The organism is Bacillus sp. Root920, from assembly GCF_001429445.1.
Classification (GTDB): domain Bacteria; phylum Bacillota; class Bacilli; order Bacillales; family Bacillaceae; genus Bacillus; species Bacillus safensis.
Window position 1 is genome coordinate 1325935 of sequence record NZ_LMJV01000001.1, and the last position, 20505, is coordinate 1346439.

Below are 20505 nucleotides of genomic sequence, written 5' to 3' on the forward strand. Positions count from 1 at the left end.
CATAAGGGGGAGTTTAATCTTGAGAATAACGGGTCTATTCGTTTCACTTGCTGTTGCCATCTATTTATGGTTTGATGCGCCAAAGCATAACAAAGACAAATGGCTGTGGGCCATTTTAGGCGTGCTATTTAGTACCATCGTACTCGGTATTTATTTGATCAAGACAGAGAGGAAGGGGCTGGGCTGGACGATCTTGATTTTAACCATCTTGTTTTATCTCATGCTGCTCATCTCTGTTTTGATCGGTGTTATTCTTTTTTATCAGGCGCCTTCATGAAGAAGGGCCTTTTTCTTTTACCTTTTGAGCCGGTACACCAGCAATGACGATCTGCTCTTCATGAAAGGAACGATTCACCACGGCATTTGCTCCGATTGAAATATGATTTGCAATATAAATGTCTCCAAACAGCTTAGCCCCAGGGCCAATCCATACGTGATCTCCAATGGTTGGGACATCCTTTTCGGAATGGTTTTGGCCAATATTCACCCCTTGATGAATATCACAAAATGCCCCAATTTTTGCGTGCTTATTCACAATTAAGAGACCACTATGATTGATTCTAAGGCCTGGGCCAAAGACGCCAATCGGAATATCAAAGCCAAGCTGCATGCCTTTCTTTTTATGTAAATAGCGATAAAACCATTTGCGCAGTAGAGCGCCGCTATTAGAATAGTATTCATATTTTCGTAAATACCTTTGATATTTCCATATATCGTCTCCAAACCACTTTGGTCTTCTGCGCGTAATCGCTAATGCTTTCTTATCCTGCGTTAAGTAATGGTGAAGATCATGCTTTGTAAAAATCATCAAATTCCCCTCCATTCCTTTATGTTTCAGAGAAATTATACCATCCAAACCATTTATATCAAGGAAAAATGATGTTACTTCTTCAATTTTCTACCTTCATTTCATCCAAATTTCTTCATAAAATGAGCGCTTTGAGTTGAATAGAACAAAAGAACCAAGAAGAATGATTTGTAATTTTTTTCAATATCAAATCGTCTCATGCGTTCCATCTCCTTATGGCAGTAAGGTTTGTAAAAATTACTCGAAAATACTCATTAAAAAGAGAATATTGCATTCATATGCTTTTTGAATCATCTTTTTGAATACAATTGACTTTCCTATCTCACATCCTCTAGGCTAATAAATGAAAATGATAATCTTTATCAATTGGAGGAGTGTTTTATTATGTCCATCAAAACCGTTTCTAAAAATCAGCAATTTTTAGAGCAGCAAAGTCAAAGAGAATCTAATGCAAGGTCTTACCCGAGACGGTTCCCATTAGCCATGCAAAAAGCCGAGGGTATGATCGTGACAGATGCAGATGGCAGAGAGTTTTATGACTGTCTGGCAGGCGCAGGAACACTTGCACTTGGTCACAATCATCCGGTTGTTATAGAAGCTATTGAACGTATGCTTCATGAAAAAAGACCATTGCATACGTTGGACATAACCTCAGAAATTAAAGAAGAGTTTGTGAATGAAATTTTTTCTCACCTGCCAGAAGAGTTTGCAAAGAGAGCAAAAATTCAATTTTGTGGACCAACTGGCGGTGATGCCATAGAAGCTGCGATTAAATTAGTCAAGACAGCGACAGGTAATCGTTCCATTCTTTCTTTCCACGGTGCTTATCACGGTGCGACACATGGCACGATGTCATTAAGCGGAAATTTGTCTCCAAAGGAAAGAGTGCAAGGGTTAATTCCAGATGTGCATTTCATGCCTTATCCATATGAATATCGCTGCCCATTTGGCATTGGCGGGAAAGATTCACACCGTATTTCCAGTTCTTATATTGAGCGTGTATTAAATGATCCTGAAAGTGGTATTCTTCCGCCAGCAGGTATGATCTTTGAAGCTGTGCAAGGTGAGGGAGGCTCAATTCCAGCATCTATTGAATGGATAAAAGAAATGAGAAGAATCACAAAAGAAAAAGGCATTCCGCTCATTATCGATGAGGTTCAATCAGGCATTGGCCGAACAGGTAAGATGTTTGCCTTTGAACATGCAGGAATTGTGCCAGACGTTATTGTATTATCTAAAGCCATTGGTGGAAGCCTGCCGCTTTCAGTTGTGATTTATGATCAAGATTTGGATCAATGGAATCCAGGGGCACACATTGGCACATTTAGAGGAAATCAAATGGCGATGGCTGCAGGAACTGCTACGCTTAAATTTATAAAAGAAACCAATCTGCTTGATCATGTAGACCAGTTAGGGAATCGCATGCAGGCTTATTTAAAAGACATTCAAAAAAATGTACCTGCTATCGGTGATGTTCGAGGAAGAGGATTAATGATTGGTGCTGAAATTGTCAATCCAAATGAAAAGCAGGATGTGGATGGAAGTTATCCAGCAAATCCTGAGCTAGCAAGTCTCATTCAAAAGAATTGCTTCGACAAAGGCTTAATTGTAGAGACAGGAGGCCGTTTCGGTAGCGTCATTCGATTCTTACCGCCATTGATCATGACAGAAGAACAGCTTGAACAAGTCATCGCCATTTTCAAAGAGGCCGTTTACGATGCAATCAACTAAAGCTTCTGTGGATTCATTATTTATCAATCAAAGCCAGCTTGGAAGAGAGTCCTTCCGAGCGGCTCTTCATACATCTATCGACAGCTTACTGGATCAGTGGCAAAAAGACCAAGGACCATACAGCGGAATATTGCCTGGGAAATTAGCGGCTAGTGTCGAATCCTTATTTCAGTTTCAACCGTCTGGCGAATCAATGGAATCTGTCTTTCAAGATATAAAGCAGCATCTTTTGCCGCATCTCGTTGATGTATCGCATCCTAAATGCTTGGCACATTTGCATTGCCCGCCGCTTATACCTGCTCTTGCCGCAGAGGTGATGGTAAGCTCCTTTAACCAATCAATGGATTCCTTCGATCAAAGCGGTATTGCATCTTTGGTGGAGGAGGAAATTTTAAAGTGGCTATGTGCGAAGTTTTCTTATGGAAATCTAGCAGATGGGACATTTACGAGCGGTGGCACCCAATCTAACTACATGGGACTGCTGCTTGCAAGAGATGCATTTTGTGAAAAAACATGGCAATGGAATGTTCAGCAGAAAGGCTTGCCGAGTGAGGCTCACCGCATGAGAATTCTTTGCTCTAAGAATGCTCACTTCACTGTGAAAAAATCTGCATCACAGCTAGGCTTAGGGGAGCAGGCAGTTGTTCTAGTAGAGACAGATGAGCATCACCGCATGGACCTCAACGATTTGAAGAAGAAACTTGTTGAATTAAAGGAACAGGATCTCCTGCCTTTTGCGGTAGTGGCGACTTGCGGGACAACTGATTTTGGCAGTATTGACCCGGTTCGAGAGGTGTATGACATCGTCAAGCCATACGGTCTATGGATTCACGCAGATGCTGCTTACGGAGGTGCGCTTATATTAAGCGAAACCTACAGGTGTAAATTAGAAGGTATTGAGCTTGCTGATTCCATCACGATTGACTTTCATAAACAATTTTATCAGCCGATCTCTTGCGGGGCATTTTTGCTGAAGGATAAGAGACATTTCGGCTTGATCAATTATCATGCAGATTATCTTAATCCAAAAGAAGATGAACTGGATGGAATACTACATCTTGTCCATAAATCTGTCCAAACGACGCGCCGGTTCGACGCACTGAAATTGCTTCTTTCTCTTCGCCTGATTGGGGAGGAAGGGTTTGGTGACATTATTGACCATACCATTGATTTTGCGAAGGATGTGGCTGCGCTTATCGAGAGAAATGATCACCTTGAAGTGATCAATCCTGAACCAGAAATCAATGCAGTTGTGTTTCGATTTAAGGGGGCGGATGACATCAATAAAATCATCCATCGAACGTTATTCAAATCAGGAACTGCTGTCATTGCGAAAACAGTGGTGGATGGTCAAACGTGCTTAAAATTCACTTTGTTAAATCCGAGAACGACAATCACACATATTGAGGAAATCCTTTCTGACATCGTTGATATCGGGATCGCTCATATTCAATCCGGGAGGGTACTACGTTGAGTCAATATAAACAAATGGCTGAAAATGCAACTATGCAAAGCTTTTTAAACTGTTTTTTACGTGAAACAGGAATCGATCGATCTGCAAAAAAAGAGACGAAAGCAGATGGTTCGCTTGTATTCGTGGCAAAACTAGCAAAGCAAGACCTTGAGCTTGTGATTCCGATCCGATATTTTTCATCTGTAGGCCGCCATCTCTTTGATTTTCCGATTCGCTTTCGTCCAAGTGGAAGCGAAAAAGAGGGAACGGTCGTCGATTACACGACACTTGTTGCTTTATGTTCAAAGGAGCTTCTCATTGCATATGGCCGCACAGATGCAGAGGATGAATTCATGCTTCGCATCATTTTAAGCTGCCGAAATATTGAACGATTTTTACGGGAGAGAGAAAGTGATCAAGCTGCTTTATCTCAAGCTGATTTTGAGTACATCGAGGCTGAGCAGTCACTTCTCCTTGGCCATTTAACACATCCTACACCAAAAAGCAGACAAGGAATGACAGAAGAGGAGGAAGCCGTCTATTCTCCTGAGCTGAAAGGAGCTTTCCAGCTTCATTACTTTAAAGCGCACCATTCGATTGTGCTTCAGGATTCGTCTATTTCACAATCTGCGGCAAGCCTCATGTTAGAAGAGATTTCGCGTCAGGTGCCAGAAGAAACAGAGAGGCTGAATAGGTTAACAGAAAACGGAGAATATGTGCTCATTCCGATTCATCCGCTGCAAGTCAAAGTGGTCATGGAGAAGGCATTCGTGAAGCGTTATATAGAGGAGGGGAAACTGACTTATTTAGGACCGCTCGGGTCTGAATACACAGCGACCTCATCCTTTAGAACGGTCTATCAAAAGGATTCTGCTTACATGCTCAAATTCTCTGTTCCTGTGAAAATTACAAACTCGTTACGCATCAATAAACAAAAGGAACTGGATCGAGGAGTAGAGATGTCCCGCATCTTAAAAACAGAATTAGGCGTTTCTTTATATGAAAAATTCTCTGGATTCCGGGTCATTGAAGATCCTGCATATCTCTCTATTCGAGGAGATGAAGCGGAATCTGGCTTTGAAGTGGTCATTCGTCAAAATCCATTTTTGCATCGTGAAAAAGGCGCAAGCTTAATTGCTGGGCTGTGTCAGGATCATGCGTACGGAGGAAAATCGAGATTAGCAGGAATTATTCATAAACTTGCAGACGCAGAAGGTAGGTCAACAGAAGCGGTCAGCCAAGATTGGTTTAAACAATATTTGACTATTTCGTTAAAGCCGATGCTCTGGCTGTTTGAAACGTATGGTCTTGCACTCGAGGCCCATCAGCAAAATGCTGTTGTGCAAATGAAGGATGGTTATCCAGAGACCTTCTATTACCGTGACAACCAAGGCTACTATTATAGTGAATCGAAAAAGGATAAGCTCGCGAATCTAGTTCAAAACTTGAGCGTAAGAAGTGAAACCATTTGTTCGGATGATGTAGCCGTTGAGAGACTTCGTTATTATTTCTTCTTTAATCATCTATTTGGTCTCATTAATGGCTTTGGCACGGAAGGCCTTGCAAAGGAAGAAGATTTGCTGGCACTTGTGAGAGATACATTACTCGCTCATGAGGAGACGTACGGAGCATCTGATCTGACTAACAGCCTTCTCCGCTCAAAAGAACTTCCTTCAAAAGCGAATTTGCTGACACGATTTGAAGATATGGATGAGCTGACAGGATCTCTGGAAACACAGTCTCGTTACACGGCTGTCTTGAATCCGCTCTTTTTACATAAGGAGGCGCTGATTGGATGAGGCATCGTATTAGGTTTATTCGCGCTGAATATGAAAGAGACGTTCAGCTTGTCCATAAGTGGATGCAAGAAGAGTACGTTCACCCATTTTGGCATTTGAATATTCCGTTTCCTGCTTTTGAAAAGCATTTTTATCAGGCGATACATGATCCGCATCAAACCCTTTATTTAGGCACGATTGATGGGACACCAATGAGTTATTTTGAGGCTTATAACGTCAAAGGGGATATCATTGAATCCTACTATGAGCCTTCTCCGCATGATCAAGGCATCCACCTGTTAATAGGGGAGCCGGATTATGTGGGGAAAGGATTTGCTGCGCCGCTCCTTCAGGCAATGACAGCATTTCAATTTGAGCAGAACAAACGAACAGAAAAAATCGTTGCTGAGCCGGATATTCGCAATGAAAAAATGATTCATGTATTTGAAAAATGCGGCTTCGAACGTGTAAAACCAGTTACTTTACCCGACAAAACAGGTCTTTTGATGTTTTGTGATCGAGAACGATTCGAAAGGAAGTATAACCATGACGCGGTTCAACAAGCAAAATAATATAGTGGATGTAATTGGGATCGGCATTGGCCCGTTTAACCTGGGGCTTGCCGCATTATCTGAAGAGGTAAATGAAATCAACGCTTTGTTTTTTGAAAGAAGTGAAGCCTTTCACTGGCACCCAGGGATGCTCATTGAAGGGACGACACTGCAAGTCCCATTTTTAGCGGACCTTGTCAGCATGGCAGATGTGAAAAGCAAATATAGCTTTCTCAACTATTTGCAGGAACAAAACCGTTTGTATTCATTTTACTTTCTAGAGGACTTCCATATCCCGCGCAAGGAATACAGTCATTATTGCCGCTGGGTCGCTGACCAGTTAGACTCTTGCCGATTTGGCATGAACGTCGAATCTGTCTCACTGATTGAAAAGGCAGGGGAAAAGCGGTATGAAGTGCATGTCCGTCATGTAAAGGACCAAACTGTAGAGGTGTTTGAAAGCAAACATCTCGTCTTAGGAATTGGCACGCAGCCGGCGATACCCGCATCGCTCCAGCCAGCTTTAGGAGAGAAGGTTTTTCACTCAGCTGACTATTTAAAACGAAAAAAAGAAGGCTGTTTCAAAGGGAAATCTGTAACAGTTATCGGCTCTGGTCAAAGTGCGGCAGAAGTGTTTTATGACATTTTATCAGATGATGAGGCAAAGGATATTCACTGGTTTACACGATCAAAAGGATTTTTCCCAATGGAATATTCAAACCTTGGACTTGAGTATTTCTCCCCTGACTATATTGATTTCTTTTATGAGCTTCCGCAAGCCAAAAAGGATGCGTTATTAAAACAGCAAGACTTGCTGTATAAAGGTATCAGTTCGGCGATGATTCGTGATATTTATCATTTGCTTTATGAACGTTCTGCCTGCGGAAACCAGCTGAACACAGTGCTTCAAGCCATGACAGAGGTCAACTTGATTGAGGAAACAGCGGGCGGGTTATCACTTTCATGCACGCAATGGGTCAAGGAAGAATCCTTTACACATGAGACGGATATTGTCGTATTGGCGACTGGCTACCAATCCGTTCTGCCGCCATTTATCAACCCTATTTCTCATCACATTCAATGGGATGATCAAGGGAGATTCCAAGTTGAACGTGAATATCGTTTGAAAACAAATACGATGGGTGAAAATGATATTTTTGTACAAAATGCAGAGCTTCATACACATGGGGTCGGCGCTCCAGATTTGGGGCTGGGGGCTTATCGAAACAGTGTGATCATCAATGAACTTGCTCGTCAAACTGTGTATCCACTTTATCAAAAGCACGTCTTCCAGACATTTGGTACACACAAGAACGCACACACATTTGAAGAAATCAAAGGATAAGGAGGATGAAGCGATGAGTGTACAAGATGAATTGAAAAAAGCGGTGAATCCTGCTGCTTGGAAAAAGGCAAACCAGCGAATGGTGGCAAAAATGCTGTCTGAATACATGTATGAGGACATGCTTCATCCTATAGAACTGGATTGTAAGGATGGCATCGCGCAGTATGAATTAATCATTCACGAACATAAGAAATATCGTTATCTGGCAAAACCTCGGTTGTTTGATAGTTTTGATACAATCGCTGAATCAATTGAGTACTGTCAAGATGGAAAATGGTCAAAGGATGTCAGTGCCATTGTGTTTTTACTAGACATTCAGCCGATCATTCCAATGTCTTCTGACACAACAGGCCATCTTATCAAAGAGCTTCACCATACTTTGTTAGCCGATGTCCATTTGCTGTCGAAAAAAGCACTTCGTGCGGATGAACTGACAGATACGGATTATGCATGGATTGAAGGAGAAATGACAGGCCATCCTTGGATTGTGTATAACAAAGGACGTATAGGATTCAGCTACGATGATTACTTAGCCTATGCACCAGAACGGCAGGAATGTGTGCAGCTGTCTTGGATTGCTGTACATAGAGAGCTTGCGACATTCCATGCAGTCGATCATGAAAACTATGAGCAGGTGATCGCTAAAGAATTAGATGAAGTCACGATTCGTCAATTTCAGCGTGTGTTAAAGGATGAAGGACTGAATGCAGCTGACTATTATATGATGCCTGTCCATAAGTGGCAGTGGACGCATATGATTATTCAGCATTTCCCTGAAGATTTGGCCTTGCGCCGGATTGTGTATTTGGGAGAGGGGCTGGATCAATATATCCCGCAGCAGTCGATCAGAACCTTTACAAATATCTCAAATAAAGACAAGCATCATATTAAACTGCCAATGAGTATTTTAAATACGCTCGTGTACCGTGGACTCCCATCAGAACGTACGGTCATTGCCCCGCGCATTACAGCGCATATTAAAGGGATTGCCGATCAAGACTCATTTTTATCTGATGTGTGCCGCGTCATTTTACCAGGTGAGAATGCAAGTATCAATGTCGATCATCCATACTACAGCAAACTGCCTGGTGCGCCGTATCAATATCTTGAGATGCTCGGTGTCATTTTTAGAGAAAGCATTTATACGTACTTAGAAGAAGGGGAGAGCCCTGTTACACTTGCGGCACTTACTTACGAGGATCATGAAGGTGAGCCGTATATCAAGCAGCTGATTGAAAAATCAGGTCTCTCAGCAAAAGAATGGATGACGAAGTTCTTCCATGTCGTGATGCCGCCGCTGCTGCACTTTATGTATCAATACGGCACAGTCTTTTCACCGCATGGGCAAAATACAATTCTTGTGTTAAAAAATCATCAGCCGCATCGTTTGGCGATCAAAGATTTCGTTGATGATGTGAATATAAGTGACCAGCCGCTGCCTGAATTAGCTTCACTAGAAGAAGATTTAAAAGAAGTGCTGCGCAGTGAGCCGCCAGAAGGTCTAGTACAATTTATCTTTACAGGATTATTTATTTGCAATCTGCGTTATGTATCCAACGTATTAGACAATCACAATCTGTTAGATGAAACGACTCTTTGGCGTTTGCTTGCGGAAGAAATTCAGCAGTATCAAAAGCAATTTCCGCAGCTAAAAGACCGTTTTGAATTATTTGATCTATTCCAGCCGAAGCTGACAAAGCTTTGCTTAAATCGTAATCGAATGATTGATTATGGCTATGGAGATGGTGATGACCGCCCGCATGCATCAGAGCATGGGAAGGTCACAAATGCACTCGCTCATGTTCTTTCGTCAGTTGGGGAGAAGTAATAGAAAAGCTGTAGACATTAAGTGTCTACAGCTTGTTTGTTTTTTAAGAAAATGCTTGAGAGGCAAGAAAATAGAAAAGGGCGGGATCATTTAGTTTTTCTTTCCCGCGAATCATCATAAAATGGGCTACGTTTGTTTTCGTAAATCCTGCTTCAACAAGTGTTTCATGCAGGCGTTCAGCAGTTTCTTCCTGCATATCTAAACGAATTGCCCCTGAATAAGACGAGATGAGTGATTGGATGAGCGAGAGAGCGGTTTGATCATCGTTTGCTGTAAGCGGTCCAATCATTAGATTAGCAGGGGTTTCGATGCCAAATGCAAATCCAGTTGTTTCATGATGCTCATTCTTTGCGATCAGCCGGAACGATGCTCGTTCCATTCGCTTTCTTATAAAGCTTGATCGATTGGTGCCTGCACCTTTTTCGTCAAGTGCTTCAATAGACGGAAGGTCCGCTTCATCAGCAGGAGAGAGGTGAATCCCGCCTGACACACGAAAAGCCGATGGATTCGTGGTCTGTGCTTTGTATGTATGAATATAGCCGGCTGTTTGAAATCCGATTTTTTCGTAAACGGGCTGTCCTTGTACAGTAGCAGTTAAAACGACAGGAACACTTTGATCGCTCCGGCGAAGCAGGGTGTCAATCATTTTCCGCGCAAGGCCTAAGCCGCGATGCGTCTCAGATACAATAACGGCACCAATTGATGCAGCTTTATCATATTGGAAAAGTCCCGCACATGAGATCACTTGTCCATCTGTTGTTGAAAAACCTGTAAAATATCCGTTTGTTAAAAGAGATGTAAGCTCATCCTCATTGTAATCAGGCCAGTCGACCTCTTTTGACAATGCGATAAGATCGGGTATGTCATCAAGTGTTAAAGTTCGTTGTACAACGTTTTCCAATACAATGCAACTCCTTCTTAGCTGATTTCATCTATATGTATCGTACCATATGAAGGCATAAGAAAAAGGAAAAGGAAGATCCTTTTCCTCTCAGCGTGTATCAAATAAGAACCCCCAATGACGGAGGTTCTAGTCTTAATGAACATTAAAATATCGAGCTTCAGGGTGGGAAACGACGATCGCTGAAACAGATGCTTCCGGTTCCATCATGAATCCTTCTGTCAGATGGATGCCGATTTTTTCAGGCTGAAGCAGCTTGAACAGCTTTTCCTGATCCTCAAGATTTGGACACGCTGGATAACCAAAGGAATAGCGCTGCCCTTGATATTTCGCTTGGAATCGCTTTTCCATTGTAAAATCGACTGGGTCAGGGAATCCCCATTTGTCACGAATCACTTGGTGGGTTCTTTCAGCTAATCCTTCTGCAAGCTCAAGTGCCAGAGCTTGGACAGCATGCATTTTTAAATAATCTCCTTCCTGCTTAAATTGCTGCGCGACTTCACGTATACGCGCGCCGGCTGTGACGGCGAATAAGGCAATATAATCTTTCTCGTTTTCATCACTTTTCCGTACATAATCAGAAATAGAGCGGTACGGGAGCTTCTCCTGCCTTGGAAATTGGAACGTTTCAATGATGCGGTCAGGTTCTTCGGGATCATAAATATGCAAATCATTCCCGTCTGAACTGGCAGGGAAGAATTGATACACAAATGCTGGCGCAAACCAGTTTTTCTCTCTGCCTTCGTTTAGAAGATCTGTGACAAGCTGTTTTAATTCCAATGCTTTTGGGTGCTGTTCAGATAATAAGGTTTTGACCTTTCCCTTTAAACCGAGATGATGACCAATGAGCATTTGTTCATTCACATATGGCATAATATGATGCAAATCGATGTCCCTCACATAATGGCGTGTGGTATTTTCTGGTGTAAATACCGGTGCCTGCGGGAGAGATGCGCGTTTTTCTAGTAATTCAATGACAGCTTTCGGCTGCTTTCCTTCTTTCTCCTTGATAGGTGCCGCTGGCTCTTCTGGCGGCTTTGTTTGAAATTGCAGTGGATTTGCTTTTAACTCATTGGCTAATGACAGTCCGTCCATAGCATCTTTTGCGTAAAGAACAGGCCCATCATAATGAGGCGAAATTTTCATTTTTGTAAATTTACGAGAAAGGGCAGCACCGCCGACCAAAATAGGAACAGAAATGTTTGCTTTTTGTAAATCCTGAGCGGTTAGTACCATTTGCTGTGCGGACTTTACAAGTAAGCCTGATAACCCAATCATATCTGGTTTTTCCTTTTGCACAGCTTCAATCAATGTTTGAGGTGTCACCTTGATGCCGAGGTCGACCACTTGAAAGCCATTATTGCTCAAAATGATGTCGACAAGGTTTTTCCCGATATCATGGACATCTCCTTTTACAGTCGCAAGAAGAATCTTTCCTTTCCCGCTTGCATGCTGCTTTTCCATATATTGCTCAAGAAACGAAACAGATGCTTTCATGACCTCTGCCGATTGGAGTACCTCGGCTACGATCAGTTCGTTTTGATTAAAAAGACGACCAACTTCAGCCATTCCCTGCATTAACGGGCCATTGATGATATGAAGCGGCGATTCATAATGCTCCAAAGCAAGGGCTAGATCATCGATGAGACCTTCTTTCGTTCCCTCGACGACGTAGAGCGCCAGCCTTTCATCAAGTGATAAGGAGATCTTTGGTTTTTTCTCCGTTTTCTTTTTGCCGCGGTAAAATTTGGTGAATTCAGCCAGTGTTTGATCATTTGTTTCATAAAGCAAGGTTTCAGCTAGTTTGATTTCTTCCTTTGGAATGGAAGCGAAGCGTTCAAGCTTTTCTGTATTGACAATGGCATAGTCAAGCCCTGCTTGCACGCAGTGATACAAATAGACGGCATTTAAGATTTCTCTGCCAACAGGCGGAAGTCCGAAAGATACGTTGCTAATGCCTAAAATGGTGAGGCACTCAGGCAGGGTTTCCTTGATCATTTTAATGCCTTTGATCGTTTCTTCAGCGGCGCCAATATATTGCTCGTCTCCAGTGCCTACGGGAAAGACAAGCGGATCAAAAATGATATCACTTGCGGGAATTCCATATTTCTTCGTTAGCAAATCGTGAGAACGTACAGCAATTTCAAGCTTTCGTTCTGCTGTCACGGCCATTCCTATTTCATCAATCGTGCCAACAACAAGTGCACCGCCATATAGCTTCACAAGAGGAAGAATCTCTTCAAAGCGTTCCTCGCCATCCTCAAGGTTGATGGAATTGATGATGGCTTTCCCTTGAGAATAGGTGAGTGCCTTTTCAATCACGTGTTTATCCGTTGAATCAATGACAAAAGGAGCTTTCACCTTTTTCATGGCTTCTTGTAAAAAGCCTTTCATGTCTGCTGCCTCATCACGGTCTGGATCAGCCAGACACACATCAACGACGTGAGCGCCATTTTTCACCTGAGCACGAGCAATTTCTGCTGCTTCTTCAAACTTTTGTTCCGCAATGAGCCGTTTGAATTTGCGAGAACCAATGACATTGGTCCGTTCGCCTACAAAAAGAGGACGCATTGAATCCTCATAAATAAGGGGCTCAATTCCTGATACGGTATGCTGCGGTGATTCTCGAGTGATATGACGCGGCTGAATCGTGCGTACTTCATCTGACAATGCTTGAATATGCGAAGGTGTAGTCCCACAGCAGCCGCCGACGATATTTAACCAGCCTTCCTTTGCAAAGGCGGCGATTTTCTTCGCAAGAGAGGCAGGGGATTCATGATATTGGCCTTCTTCATCTGGGAGACCAGCATTCGGATAGCAGCTCACCGCTGACTTTGCGATGGAGGAGAGCGTGCGGATATGGTCTGTCATAAATTCTGGACCAGTCGCACAGTTAAGGCCCACACTGATGGGTTTCATATGCTCAAGAGAGATATAAAAGGCTTCAATATCCTGACCAGCAAGGGTGGTGCCCATCGGTTCAATCGTTCCTGATACCATGAGTGGTAATTGAATGCCCGTCTGCTGAAAGGCTTCCTGAATCCCTTTGAATCCAGCTTTTACATTCAGCATATCTTGGCTTGTTTCTAAAAGAAGGGCATCACATTTTCCGTCAATCAGAGCGCGGGCCTGCTCTTCATAGTTTCTGACGAGCTCACTGAAGGTTGTGCCGCCTGTCACAGATAATGTTTTCGTTGTCGGGCCCATTGCGCCTACAACAAAACGAGGCTGCTCCGGTGTAGAGAAACGATCTGCTTCAGCCTTAGCCAGCTGCGCAGCTCGAACATTGAGTTCATAGGCAAGATGGCCAAGCCCATATTCATCAAGGACGAGCTCTGTCGCGCCGAACGTATTTGTTTCAATGAGGTCAGCATTTGCTTCGAGGTACTCCCTATGGATCTTAGAGATGATGTGAGGGGCTGTCACATTCAAATACTCGTTACAGCCCTCATACTCTTCTCCGCCAAAGTCCTCTGCTGTCAGGCTGGCGTTTTGAATCATTGTGCCCATTGCCCCATCAAGGACGAGGATGCGTTTTTTGAGCTGTTCAGTGATAGTTGACATGGACGTTAGACTCCTTTTCTTTCTGATGGATGTAGGTGGTCAGTTCTGCTGTTAAATCTGATCGAAGGAAAGGAGTAATTAAATAAATGCCATTAAACAATTCGCAGGCTGTATCTAATAAAGAGCGGGCAATCGCTAAGCCTTCTGCTCGCTGCTTTTCTTTATCCTCGCCAGCTTTGGCCATAATGTCACGAATAGAATCAGATAATTTGATGCCTGGAATTTCGTGATGAATAAACTCGGCGTTTCGGCTGCTTGTTAACGGCATAATGCCGATGTAAATCGGTTTATCCAAGTGGCGGCTTTCCTCATGAATTTTCACAAGCTGTTCCTCAGAATAAACAGGCTGTGAAATAAAATAATCAGCCCCGTATTCGATTTTTTTCTCAAGACGTTTGACTGCTTTATCAATATGACGCACATTTGGGTTAAACGCGCCAGCCACTGAAAAATTGGTCTTTTTGCCAAGGGGTTTTCCTGAGAAAGAAAGGCCTTCATTAAATTGCTTGATGAGACGAATCAAATCAAAGGAGGTTAAATCATAGACAGATGTTGCACCTGGGAAGTCTCCAATTTTAGATGGATCGCCTGTGATCGCTAAAATATCGGTTAATCCAAGGGTGTCGAGCCCCATTAAATGAGATTGAAGGCCAATCAAATTACGGTCGCGGCATGTGATATGAACAAGAGAACGCATATCGAGCTGCTGCTTTAATAATGCGCCGCAAGCGACATTGCTAATGCGCGGAGTCGCAAGAGAATTATCGGCTAACGTCAATGCATCAATGCCAGCATCCTTTAATTCATTTGCAGCAACGAGAAATTTTTCGAAGTTCAGCTTCTTTGGCGGATCAAGCTCTACGATAATCGAACGTTTTTTCACAGCCAGCTCATCAAGACCTGGTTCAGTGCGCTGATCTTGGATGGAAATGATTTCTTCTTTTAACACCTTCACTTCTTTTTCAGTGATCGGTGCTAAATCTTTGACCGCTTCAGCCATTGCGCTAATATGCTGAGGTGTTGTTCCGCAGCAGCCTCCGATAATACGTGCGCCCTGATTTCTAAATTCAAGTGCACTTTTTCGGAAATAATCGTTATCGGTATCATAGACGAGTCTGCCTGCTTCAAGAGAGGGGAGACTGCTGTTAGGATAGACAGATAAATGCGAATTTTCCAAAAGTGGAACGCCTTCTAGTGCCTGAATCATGTGATAAGGGCCCAGCCGGCAGTTGATGCCGACAACATCTGCACCAAGAGATGATAACTCAGATAAACCATCCTTCAGCGGGGTACCATCCTGCAAAACGCCTTGTTCATGCATAGAGACGTTCATGACAATCGGAAGAGTCGTTTCTTTGCGGGCAATTTGGAGAACAGCCTTTGCTTCTTCTATGTCATAATACGTTTCAAGCAACAATCCGTCAGGTTCTTCATTTAATAGGATGTACAGCTGCTCTCTAAAGCTTCGTTTGATTTCTTCTATAGAGTAGGCATTTTTGTTAAACGTCCGAATGCCGCCAATTGTTCCGAGTACATAAGCAGAGCCTGCGGCTGCTTTTGCAATTTGTACCGCTTTTGTATTGATGCGTTTCGTTTCTTCCTCTAAGCCGTAGCGGGATAGTTTAATATAATTCGCACCGTATGTGTTCGTTTGGATGATGTCAGCGCCTGCCTGCACATATGCTTCGTGCACGCGTTTCACTTCATCCTCTTTCGATAAATTTAATTCTTCAAAGCAGCGGTCAATGCCGTAAGAGTATAAAAGTGTTCCCATCGCTCCGTCAGCTATCAGTACGCGGTTTTGTAAGTCTTGTAATAGGCCCATTGTATTCCTCCTTATTTCTATGTAACAAAAAAAGCCTTCTGATAAGAAGAAGACTTTTTGGCTGTATCGTAATTCTTCTCCTTATCTTCCAAGCAGTTGCTTGCTGGATTTAGCACCTTGGTCATAGAAAATAAATTTCTACTACACCGGTTGCTGAGGCTTCACAGGGCCAGTCCCTCTGCCTCTCTTGATAAGAAAGCAATATGAACATGTCAATGAATTGAACTTCCATCAACTGTAACGAAAAATGCAGAAATAATCAATGGAAAATTTGAAATTTATCGAAAATTTATAAATTGGACATCAATCGGCAAATCAGCCTTGCGCATAAGAGAAATCACCTCTTGTAAATCATCTTTATTTTTCCCTGTCACACGCACTTGGTCATCCTGAAATTGTGATTTCACTTTGATGCCAGACTGTTTGATAAGCGCGTTGATCTTTTTGGCGTTGTCTTGATCAATCCCGCTGATGAGCTTCGCACGCTGGCGCACTGTACCGCCTAGGGCATGCTCAGTTTTTCCATAATCGATATTTTTAGTTGGAACATTTCGTTTGATCAGCTTTGTCACAAGCACATCTTTTAGCTGCTCAAGTTTGAAGTCATCATCAGAGATGAGAACGAGCTCTTCTTTTTCGAGAGAAATATCACTTTTACTTCCTTTAAAATCATAACGGTTTTTAATTTCTTTCAGTGCTGCTTGAACAGCGTTTTGCACTTCAGGCAGTTCAACCTTCGATACAATGTCAAATGAGCTTTCTTTTGCCATAGCACATGACCTCCAAGTATTGATATTGCGTCTATTTTATCATGCGAATAGGAGAAGAAGAAACTTTATCGAAAAGATGAGCCAAAGAGTTCAGCCGGCTGCGGTATAAATCGTTTCCAGTTTGTCCACTTTAGCTAACAGAACTAGAGATGTTCATGCGGGGAGAAGTATAGTAGAATAGAGTGAATCAAAAGATGAACGAACGCTCTTTTATGGGCAGATAGGAAGGAAGAGAACATGAGACCAGGTGAGCAACTGACCTTGCAAATAGAGAACGAAATGGAATACGGCTACTTTTTGACAGACGGTGAAGATTCGGTCCTCTTACATCGCAGTGAAATGACAGAAGATATTGGTGACCGAGATGAAGTGGAGGTCTACTTATATGTAGATCATGAAGAAAGACTCGCTGCCACGATGAAAATACCTACAATTAACGCGCATACATACGGCTGGGTAGAAGTCGTAGACGTGGTAGAAGACATGGGCGCATTTGTTGATGTTGGACTGTCAAAGGATGCACTTGTGGCAACAGAACACCTCCCGCCATTTGAGGAAGCATGGCCGAAAAAAGGAGACAAACTCTACTGTATGCTGAAAGTCACAAGCTACGGCAGAATGTTCGCAAAGCCAGCCACAGAAGATGTGATCAGTGAATTGTTTACTGAGGCACCAGAAACCTTAATGAACAAAGAAATCACTGGAACCATTTATCGCTTAATTGCGACAGGTTCTTTTATGCTGACAGATACAGGCGTGCGTGGGTTTATCCACCGCACGGAACGAAAGGAAGAGCCAAGATTAGGATCGACCGTTACAGGACGCGTCATTGCAGTGAAAGAGGATGGAACCGTAAACGTTTCTCTGCTTCCTAGAAAACAGGAGGCATTATCTGTCGATGCAGAAGAAATTTTAACCTATATGAGAACAAGAAACGGCGCAATGCCGTATGGGGACAAAAGTGATCCAGAGGATATCCGTGAAAGATTTCAAATGAGCAAAGCAGCCTTTAAACGAGCACTAGGTCATCTCATGAAAAATGGTCTAGTTTACCAAAAAGAAGGCTGGACATACGAGAAAAAGTGAGCAACTGAAGGCAAACCCGGCTTCGTCCGCAGACTTGTGCGCTAGACTTCAAAGGGTTTTCAAATCACGCTGAAAAGAAGAAAAAGGGATAAAATCATGATGATTTTATCCTTTTTTCTATGAAAAAAGTCATGAAAAACCTTCACTATACCATTGAAACAACGCCCCTCAAATCCGATAAAAAAGGAGTAAGGATGATAAAAGGAGTGTGTTTTTGGATGAAAGTGAAGATTTCAATACTTCTGATGGCAGCCATGCTTATGGTGCTCGCCGCATGCGGTAATCAACAGGAGGGGGCGCCAAAATCAACTGCGAAGCATATTGGCGTTATGCTCACAGATGATGGTCTTGGTGATCAATCATTTAACGATTCATCATTTAAAGGATTAGAAAAAGCACGTGATGAGCTTGGCATTGAATTTGATTATAGAGAAATTGCAGAAACTGATACATATGAAAAAGGGCTGACAGAGCTCGTCAAAGAGGGCAATGATCTCATCATCGGTGTAGGTTTCAGTATGCAAGAAGACCTAGAAAAAGTCGCAAAGAAATATCCGAATAAGCAGTTCCTGCTCATTGATGCCGTATCTGAGCTTAAAAATGTGACCTCTGTGACATTTAAAGAAGAGCAAGGCAGCTATTTAGCAGGTGCACTTGCTGCGATGACAACGAAAAGCGATGTTATTGGATTTGTTGGCGGTGTTGATGCAGATGTCATCCATCGTTTTGAAAAAGGATTTCAAAAAGGCGCCAAATCAGTCAATCCGAAAATCAAGATCTTATCCACCTATGCCGGTACATTTAGTGATGCAGGCAAGGGCGGTAAAATAGCCAAAGACATGATCAAAAAGAAAGCAGACGTTTTATATGCCGCAGCTGGCTATTCAGGTGTCGGCGTATTAAAAGAAGCGCAATCACAGGGCAAATATGCCATTGGTGTAGACAGCGATCAGTACTATACTGCTGAAAAAGCGGTCATTTCGTCTATGGTGAAAAAAGTCGATGAAGTGGTCTATCAATTCAGCGAACAGCTCGTGAAGAACAATGAAATGAAAAGCGGGCATGTTGTCTATGATTTAAGCAATGATGGAATCGATATGGCAAAAATTCGGGTTTTGAAAAATGCTGAGACATTGACTAAAAAATTAAATGGGCTGAAACAGACGCTTCTAAAAGAAGAGGGAGGCGCATCATGAGCTTACGCGTCAAGATTTTACTCAATTCACTTATCTCACTTCTTTTAGCAGTTGGCGTCATCGCCTTTATCATTGTCAGCATGACAAAGATCCAATCATCAAATGAGACAGATGTCCAAACCTTATTAAACGTACAAAAAACGAAGGCAGGCTTTGAAAGTGTCGAGCAAGCTATGACCAATTATTCGATGACACTCTCAGATGAACAGCTAGAGATCGTTCAAAACGATATTTCTACAGCAAAAAAACAGCTGCAAACGTTAAACAAACATGCAGGAAATATGAACAAAGAGGCATTAACAAGGTTAAATTCAAAATATGACACGTGGATCAAAGAAGCAAACAATTCCATTGGTGAAAAAAACGCCTCGGATGCAAGACGTGTGGCAGCAAGAATTGATGGCGTTTTAAATGATGTGCATACGATGAATAAAAGAGCAGAAGAAGCGTATAAACAAAATCTAGAGAATGCAGCAGACAATGTGCAATGGATTATTACAAGTGCACTCGTCTCAGCCCTCACACTGATTGTCATTGCCGTCTTTTTAAATATTGGACTAACGCGATCCATCGTGACCCCCATCAAATCATTATCCTACAGAGCAAAGCAGATCGCAGAAGGCAATCTTGCTGTGGAGCGGATGGATATTCAGCGTAAGGATGAAATCGGCGGCTTGAATGAATCCTTTAATCAAATGACCGATCAGCTGATTAGTCTGATTAAAGAAATCAGCCATGTCTCAGGTCGAGTAGAGACATTTTCATTCCATCTAGATGAAGAAAATAAAAAGATGATGGAGTCTGCGAATCAAGTATCTGTTTCGACGGACGAAATGGCCAATGGGTCACAAGCGATTTCAGAAGATCTCCAGCACGGCGTCAGCTTGATTGAGAAAATGGACCAGCATGGACATAAAAATTCTGAACGCTCACAAACGGTCATCCGCAGTACAGAGGATGCCATCGAAGCCGTAGAAAGCGGAAAGCACACGTTAACAGAAACAAAAAAAGCGATTGAAAAAAATACACATGCCACGAGACAAATCGAAGAGTCAGCAGGAGAATTCACGCAATACGCCAGCGGAATCTCGGCCATGGCCAAAACCGTATCTGACATTGCGGACCAAACAAACCTGCTGTCCTTAAACGCAGCCATTGAAGCGGCAAGAGCCGGCGAAGCTGGAAAAGGCTTTGCCGTTGTAGCAGATGAAATTCGCAAGCTTGCCGATGAATCGTCAAATGCAACAAGACAAATTTTTGACATGGTCAGTCATATTGAAAGAGGGATTCAATCCATTAGTCAAACGGTTCAAGAAGGGGTCAAGCTTTCACTTCAGCAGCAGGATGCGATGGACAAAACCTCACACTCCTTTGAAGATATAGAAACAAAAGCGCAGCATATTAAACAAGAAATGGCGGTCTTAAATGACCAAATTATGCAATCAACAGAACTTGGCGGACAAGTGCTGCACTCGATTGAAAATATTAGTGCAGTTGTAGAAGAAACAGCAGCTGGCAGCGAAGAAATTTCTGCCTCAGCCAATGAACAGCTGCAATCGTTCCATCAAATGAACAAACAGGTCGAAGAATTGATGAGTATGACGGCAAGGTTAAATGAAACCGTCCAGCGATTTAAACTTTCATAAGAAAAGCACCCTTCCCGTGTTGT

General features: G+C 42.7%; 15 protein-coding genes and 1 riboswitch. Of the genes, 10 read left to right on the forward strand and 5 right to left on the reverse strand.

The features are described from left to right. Positions 1-19: 19 nt before the first annotated feature. Positions 20-277 carry a hypothetical protein gene (locus tag ASE42_RS06390; protein ID WP_029707533.1) on the forward strand — a complete coding sequence of 86 codons (258 nt, stop codon included), beginning with the start codon at positions 20-22 and terminating at the stop codon, positions 275-277. On the opposite strand, the gene ASE42_RS06395 is transcribed toward ASE42_RS06390, so the two are convergent. Next, entirely contained in the window at positions 272-808 is a 537-nt protein-coding gene (locus ASE42_RS06395) for a serine O-acetyltransferase (RefSeq protein WP_056766114.1), read from the reverse strand. The two genes, ASE42_RS06390 and ASE42_RS06395, sit on opposite strands and share 6 nt — an antisense overlap. Positions 809-1192: 384 nt before the next feature. Between ASE42_RS06395 and ASE42_RS06400 the strand changes: the two genes are divergently transcribed. From ASE42_RS06400 to ASE42_RS06425, 6 genes are read left to right on the forward strand one after another with little or no spacing between them, the layout of a single operon-like run. Continuing rightward, entirely contained in the window at positions 1193-2539 is a 1347-nt protein-coding gene (locus ASE42_RS06400; RefSeq protein WP_024425084.1) for an aspartate aminotransferase family protein, read from the forward strand. Beyond that, positions 2526-4013, forward strand: a complete 1488-nt coding sequence (locus tag ASE42_RS06405) for a pyridoxal phosphate-dependent decarboxylase family protein (RefSeq protein ID WP_056766115.1) — start codon at positions 2526-2528, stop codon at positions 4011-4013. Before ASE42_RS06400 ends, ASE42_RS06405 begins: the two co-directional genes overlap by 14 nt. Further along, a complete protein-coding gene (locus tag ASE42_RS06410) occupies positions 4010-5791 on the forward strand; it encodes an IucA/IucC family protein (protein WP_056766117.1) in 1782 nt (593 codons plus the stop codon). Before ASE42_RS06405 ends, ASE42_RS06410 begins: the two co-directional genes overlap by 4 nt. Continuing rightward, the gene (locus ASE42_RS06415) at positions 5788-6342 is read left to right on the forward strand and encodes a GNAT family N-acetyltransferase (protein ID WP_024426511.1); all 555 of its coding nucleotides are present in this window, start codon (positions 5788-5790) and stop codon (positions 6340-6342) included. The genes ASE42_RS06410 and ASE42_RS06415 overlap by 4 nt, the downstream gene beginning before the upstream one ends. After that, positions 6317-7666, forward strand: a complete 1350-nt coding sequence (locus tag ASE42_RS06420) for a lysine N(6)-hydroxylase/L-ornithine N(5)-oxygenase family protein (RefSeq protein WP_056766119.1) — start codon at positions 6317-6319, stop codon at positions 7664-7666. Before ASE42_RS06415 ends, ASE42_RS06420 begins: the two co-directional genes overlap by 26 nt. A gap of 13 nt (positions 7667-7679) precedes the next feature. After that, positions 7680-9494, forward strand: a complete 1815-nt coding sequence (locus ASE42_RS06425; protein WP_056766121.1) for an IucA/IucC family protein — start codon at positions 7680-7682, stop codon at positions 9492-9494. 43 nt (positions 9495-9537) lie between these two features. Here ASE42_RS06425 and ASE42_RS06430 read toward each other — a convergent pair whose 3' ends face one another. The 4 genes from ASE42_RS06430 to ASE42_RS06445 all read right to left on the reverse strand — a co-directional run bounded on the left by ASE42_RS06430 (position 9538) and on the right by ASE42_RS06445 (position 16554). After that, positions 9538-10395, reverse strand: coding sequence for a GNAT family N-acetyltransferase (locus ASE42_RS06430; protein ID WP_056766123.1), 858 nt, complete (start codon positions 10393-10395; stop codon positions 9538-9540). 135 nt (positions 10396-10530) lie between these two features. Further along, positions 10531-13959, reverse strand: a complete 3429-nt coding sequence (gene metH / locus ASE42_RS06435) for a methionine synthase (protein WP_056766124.1) — start codon at positions 13957-13959, stop codon at positions 10531-10533. Beyond that, complete coding sequence (locus ASE42_RS06440) at positions 13943-15784, reverse strand: bifunctional homocysteine S-methyltransferase/methylenetetrahydrofolate reductase (RefSeq protein ID WP_034621789.1); 1842 nt, start codon at positions 15782-15784, stop codon at positions 13943-13945. The genes metH and ASE42_RS06440 overlap by 17 nt, the downstream gene beginning before the upstream one ends. A 78-nt stretch (positions 15785-15862) precedes the next feature. Continuing rightward, a riboswitch (SAM riboswitch) is annotated at positions 15863-15981 on the reverse strand. 81 nt (positions 15982-16062) lie between these two features. Then, positions 16063-16554, reverse strand: coding sequence for a YajQ family cyclic di-GMP-binding protein (locus ASE42_RS06445; RefSeq protein ID WP_012009527.1), 492 nt, complete (start codon positions 16552-16554; stop codon positions 16063-16065). Positions 16555-16791: 237 nt separating this feature from the next. Here ASE42_RS06445 and ASE42_RS06450 point away from each other — a divergent pair, with 237 nt between their 5' ends. The 3 genes from ASE42_RS06450 (at position 16792) to ASE42_RS06460 (ending at position 20482) form a co-directional block, all read left to right on the forward strand. Continuing rightward, entirely contained in the window at positions 16792-17640 is an 849-nt protein-coding gene (locus ASE42_RS06450; protein ID WP_056766126.1) for a S1 RNA-binding domain-containing protein, read from the forward strand. 218 nt (positions 17641-17858) lie between these two features. Further along, complete coding sequence (locus ASE42_RS06455; protein ID WP_056766130.1) at positions 17859-18836, forward strand: BMP family lipoprotein; 978 nt, start codon at positions 17859-17861, stop codon at positions 18834-18836. Beyond that, positions 18833-20482: a methyl-accepting chemotaxis protein gene (locus tag ASE42_RS06460; protein ID WP_056766132.1), complete on the forward strand. Its 1650-nt coding sequence runs from the start codon at positions 18833-18835 to the stop codon at positions 20480-20482. The genes ASE42_RS06455 and ASE42_RS06460 overlap by 4 nt, the downstream gene beginning before the upstream one ends. Positions 20483-20505 lie beyond the last annotated feature (23 nt).

Coding starts and splice junctions, on each gene's coding strand:
- ASE42_RS06395 (WP_056766114.1), bottom strand. CDS start 808: ATGATTTTTACAAAGCATGATCTTCACCATTACTTAACGCAGGATAAG.
- ASE42_RS06405 (WP_056766115.1), top strand. CDS start 2,526: ATGCAATCAACTAAAGCTTCTGTGGATTCATTATTTATCAATCAAAGC.
- metH (WP_056766124.1), bottom strand. CDS start 13,959: ATGTCAACTATCACTGAACAGCTCAAAAAACGCATCCTCGTCCTTGAT.
- ASE42_RS06420 (WP_056766119.1), top strand. CDS start 6,317: ATGACGCGGTTCAACAAGCAAAATAATATAGTGGATGTAATTGGGATC.
- ASE42_RS06445 (WP_012009527.1), bottom strand. CDS start 16,554: ATGGCAAAAGAAAGCTCATTTGACATTGTATCGAAGGTTGAACTGCCT.
- ASE42_RS06440 (WP_034621789.1), bottom strand. CDS start 15,784: ATGGGCCTATTACAAGACTTACAAAACCGCGTACTGATAGCTGACGGA.
- ASE42_RS06450 (WP_056766126.1), top strand. CDS start 16,792: ATGAGACCAGGTGAGCAACTGACCTTGCAAATAGAGAACGAAATGGAA.
- ASE42_RS06455 (WP_056766130.1), top strand. CDS start 17,859: ATGAAAGTGAAGATTTCAATACTTCTGATGGCAGCCATGCTTATGGTG.
- ASE42_RS06425 (WP_056766121.1), top strand. CDS start 7,680: ATGAGTGTACAAGATGAATTGAAAAAAGCGGTGAATCCTGCTGCTTGG.
- ASE42_RS06400 (WP_024425084.1), top strand. CDS start 1,193: ATGTCCATCAAAACCGTTTCTAAAAATCAGCAATTTTTAGAGCAGCAA.
- ASE42_RS06415 (WP_024426511.1), top strand. CDS start 5,788: ATGAGGCATCGTATTAGGTTTATTCGCGCTGAATATGAAAGAGACGTT.
- ASE42_RS06460 (WP_056766132.1), top strand. CDS start 18,833: ATGAGCTTACGCGTCAAGATTTTACTCAATTCACTTATCTCACTTCTT.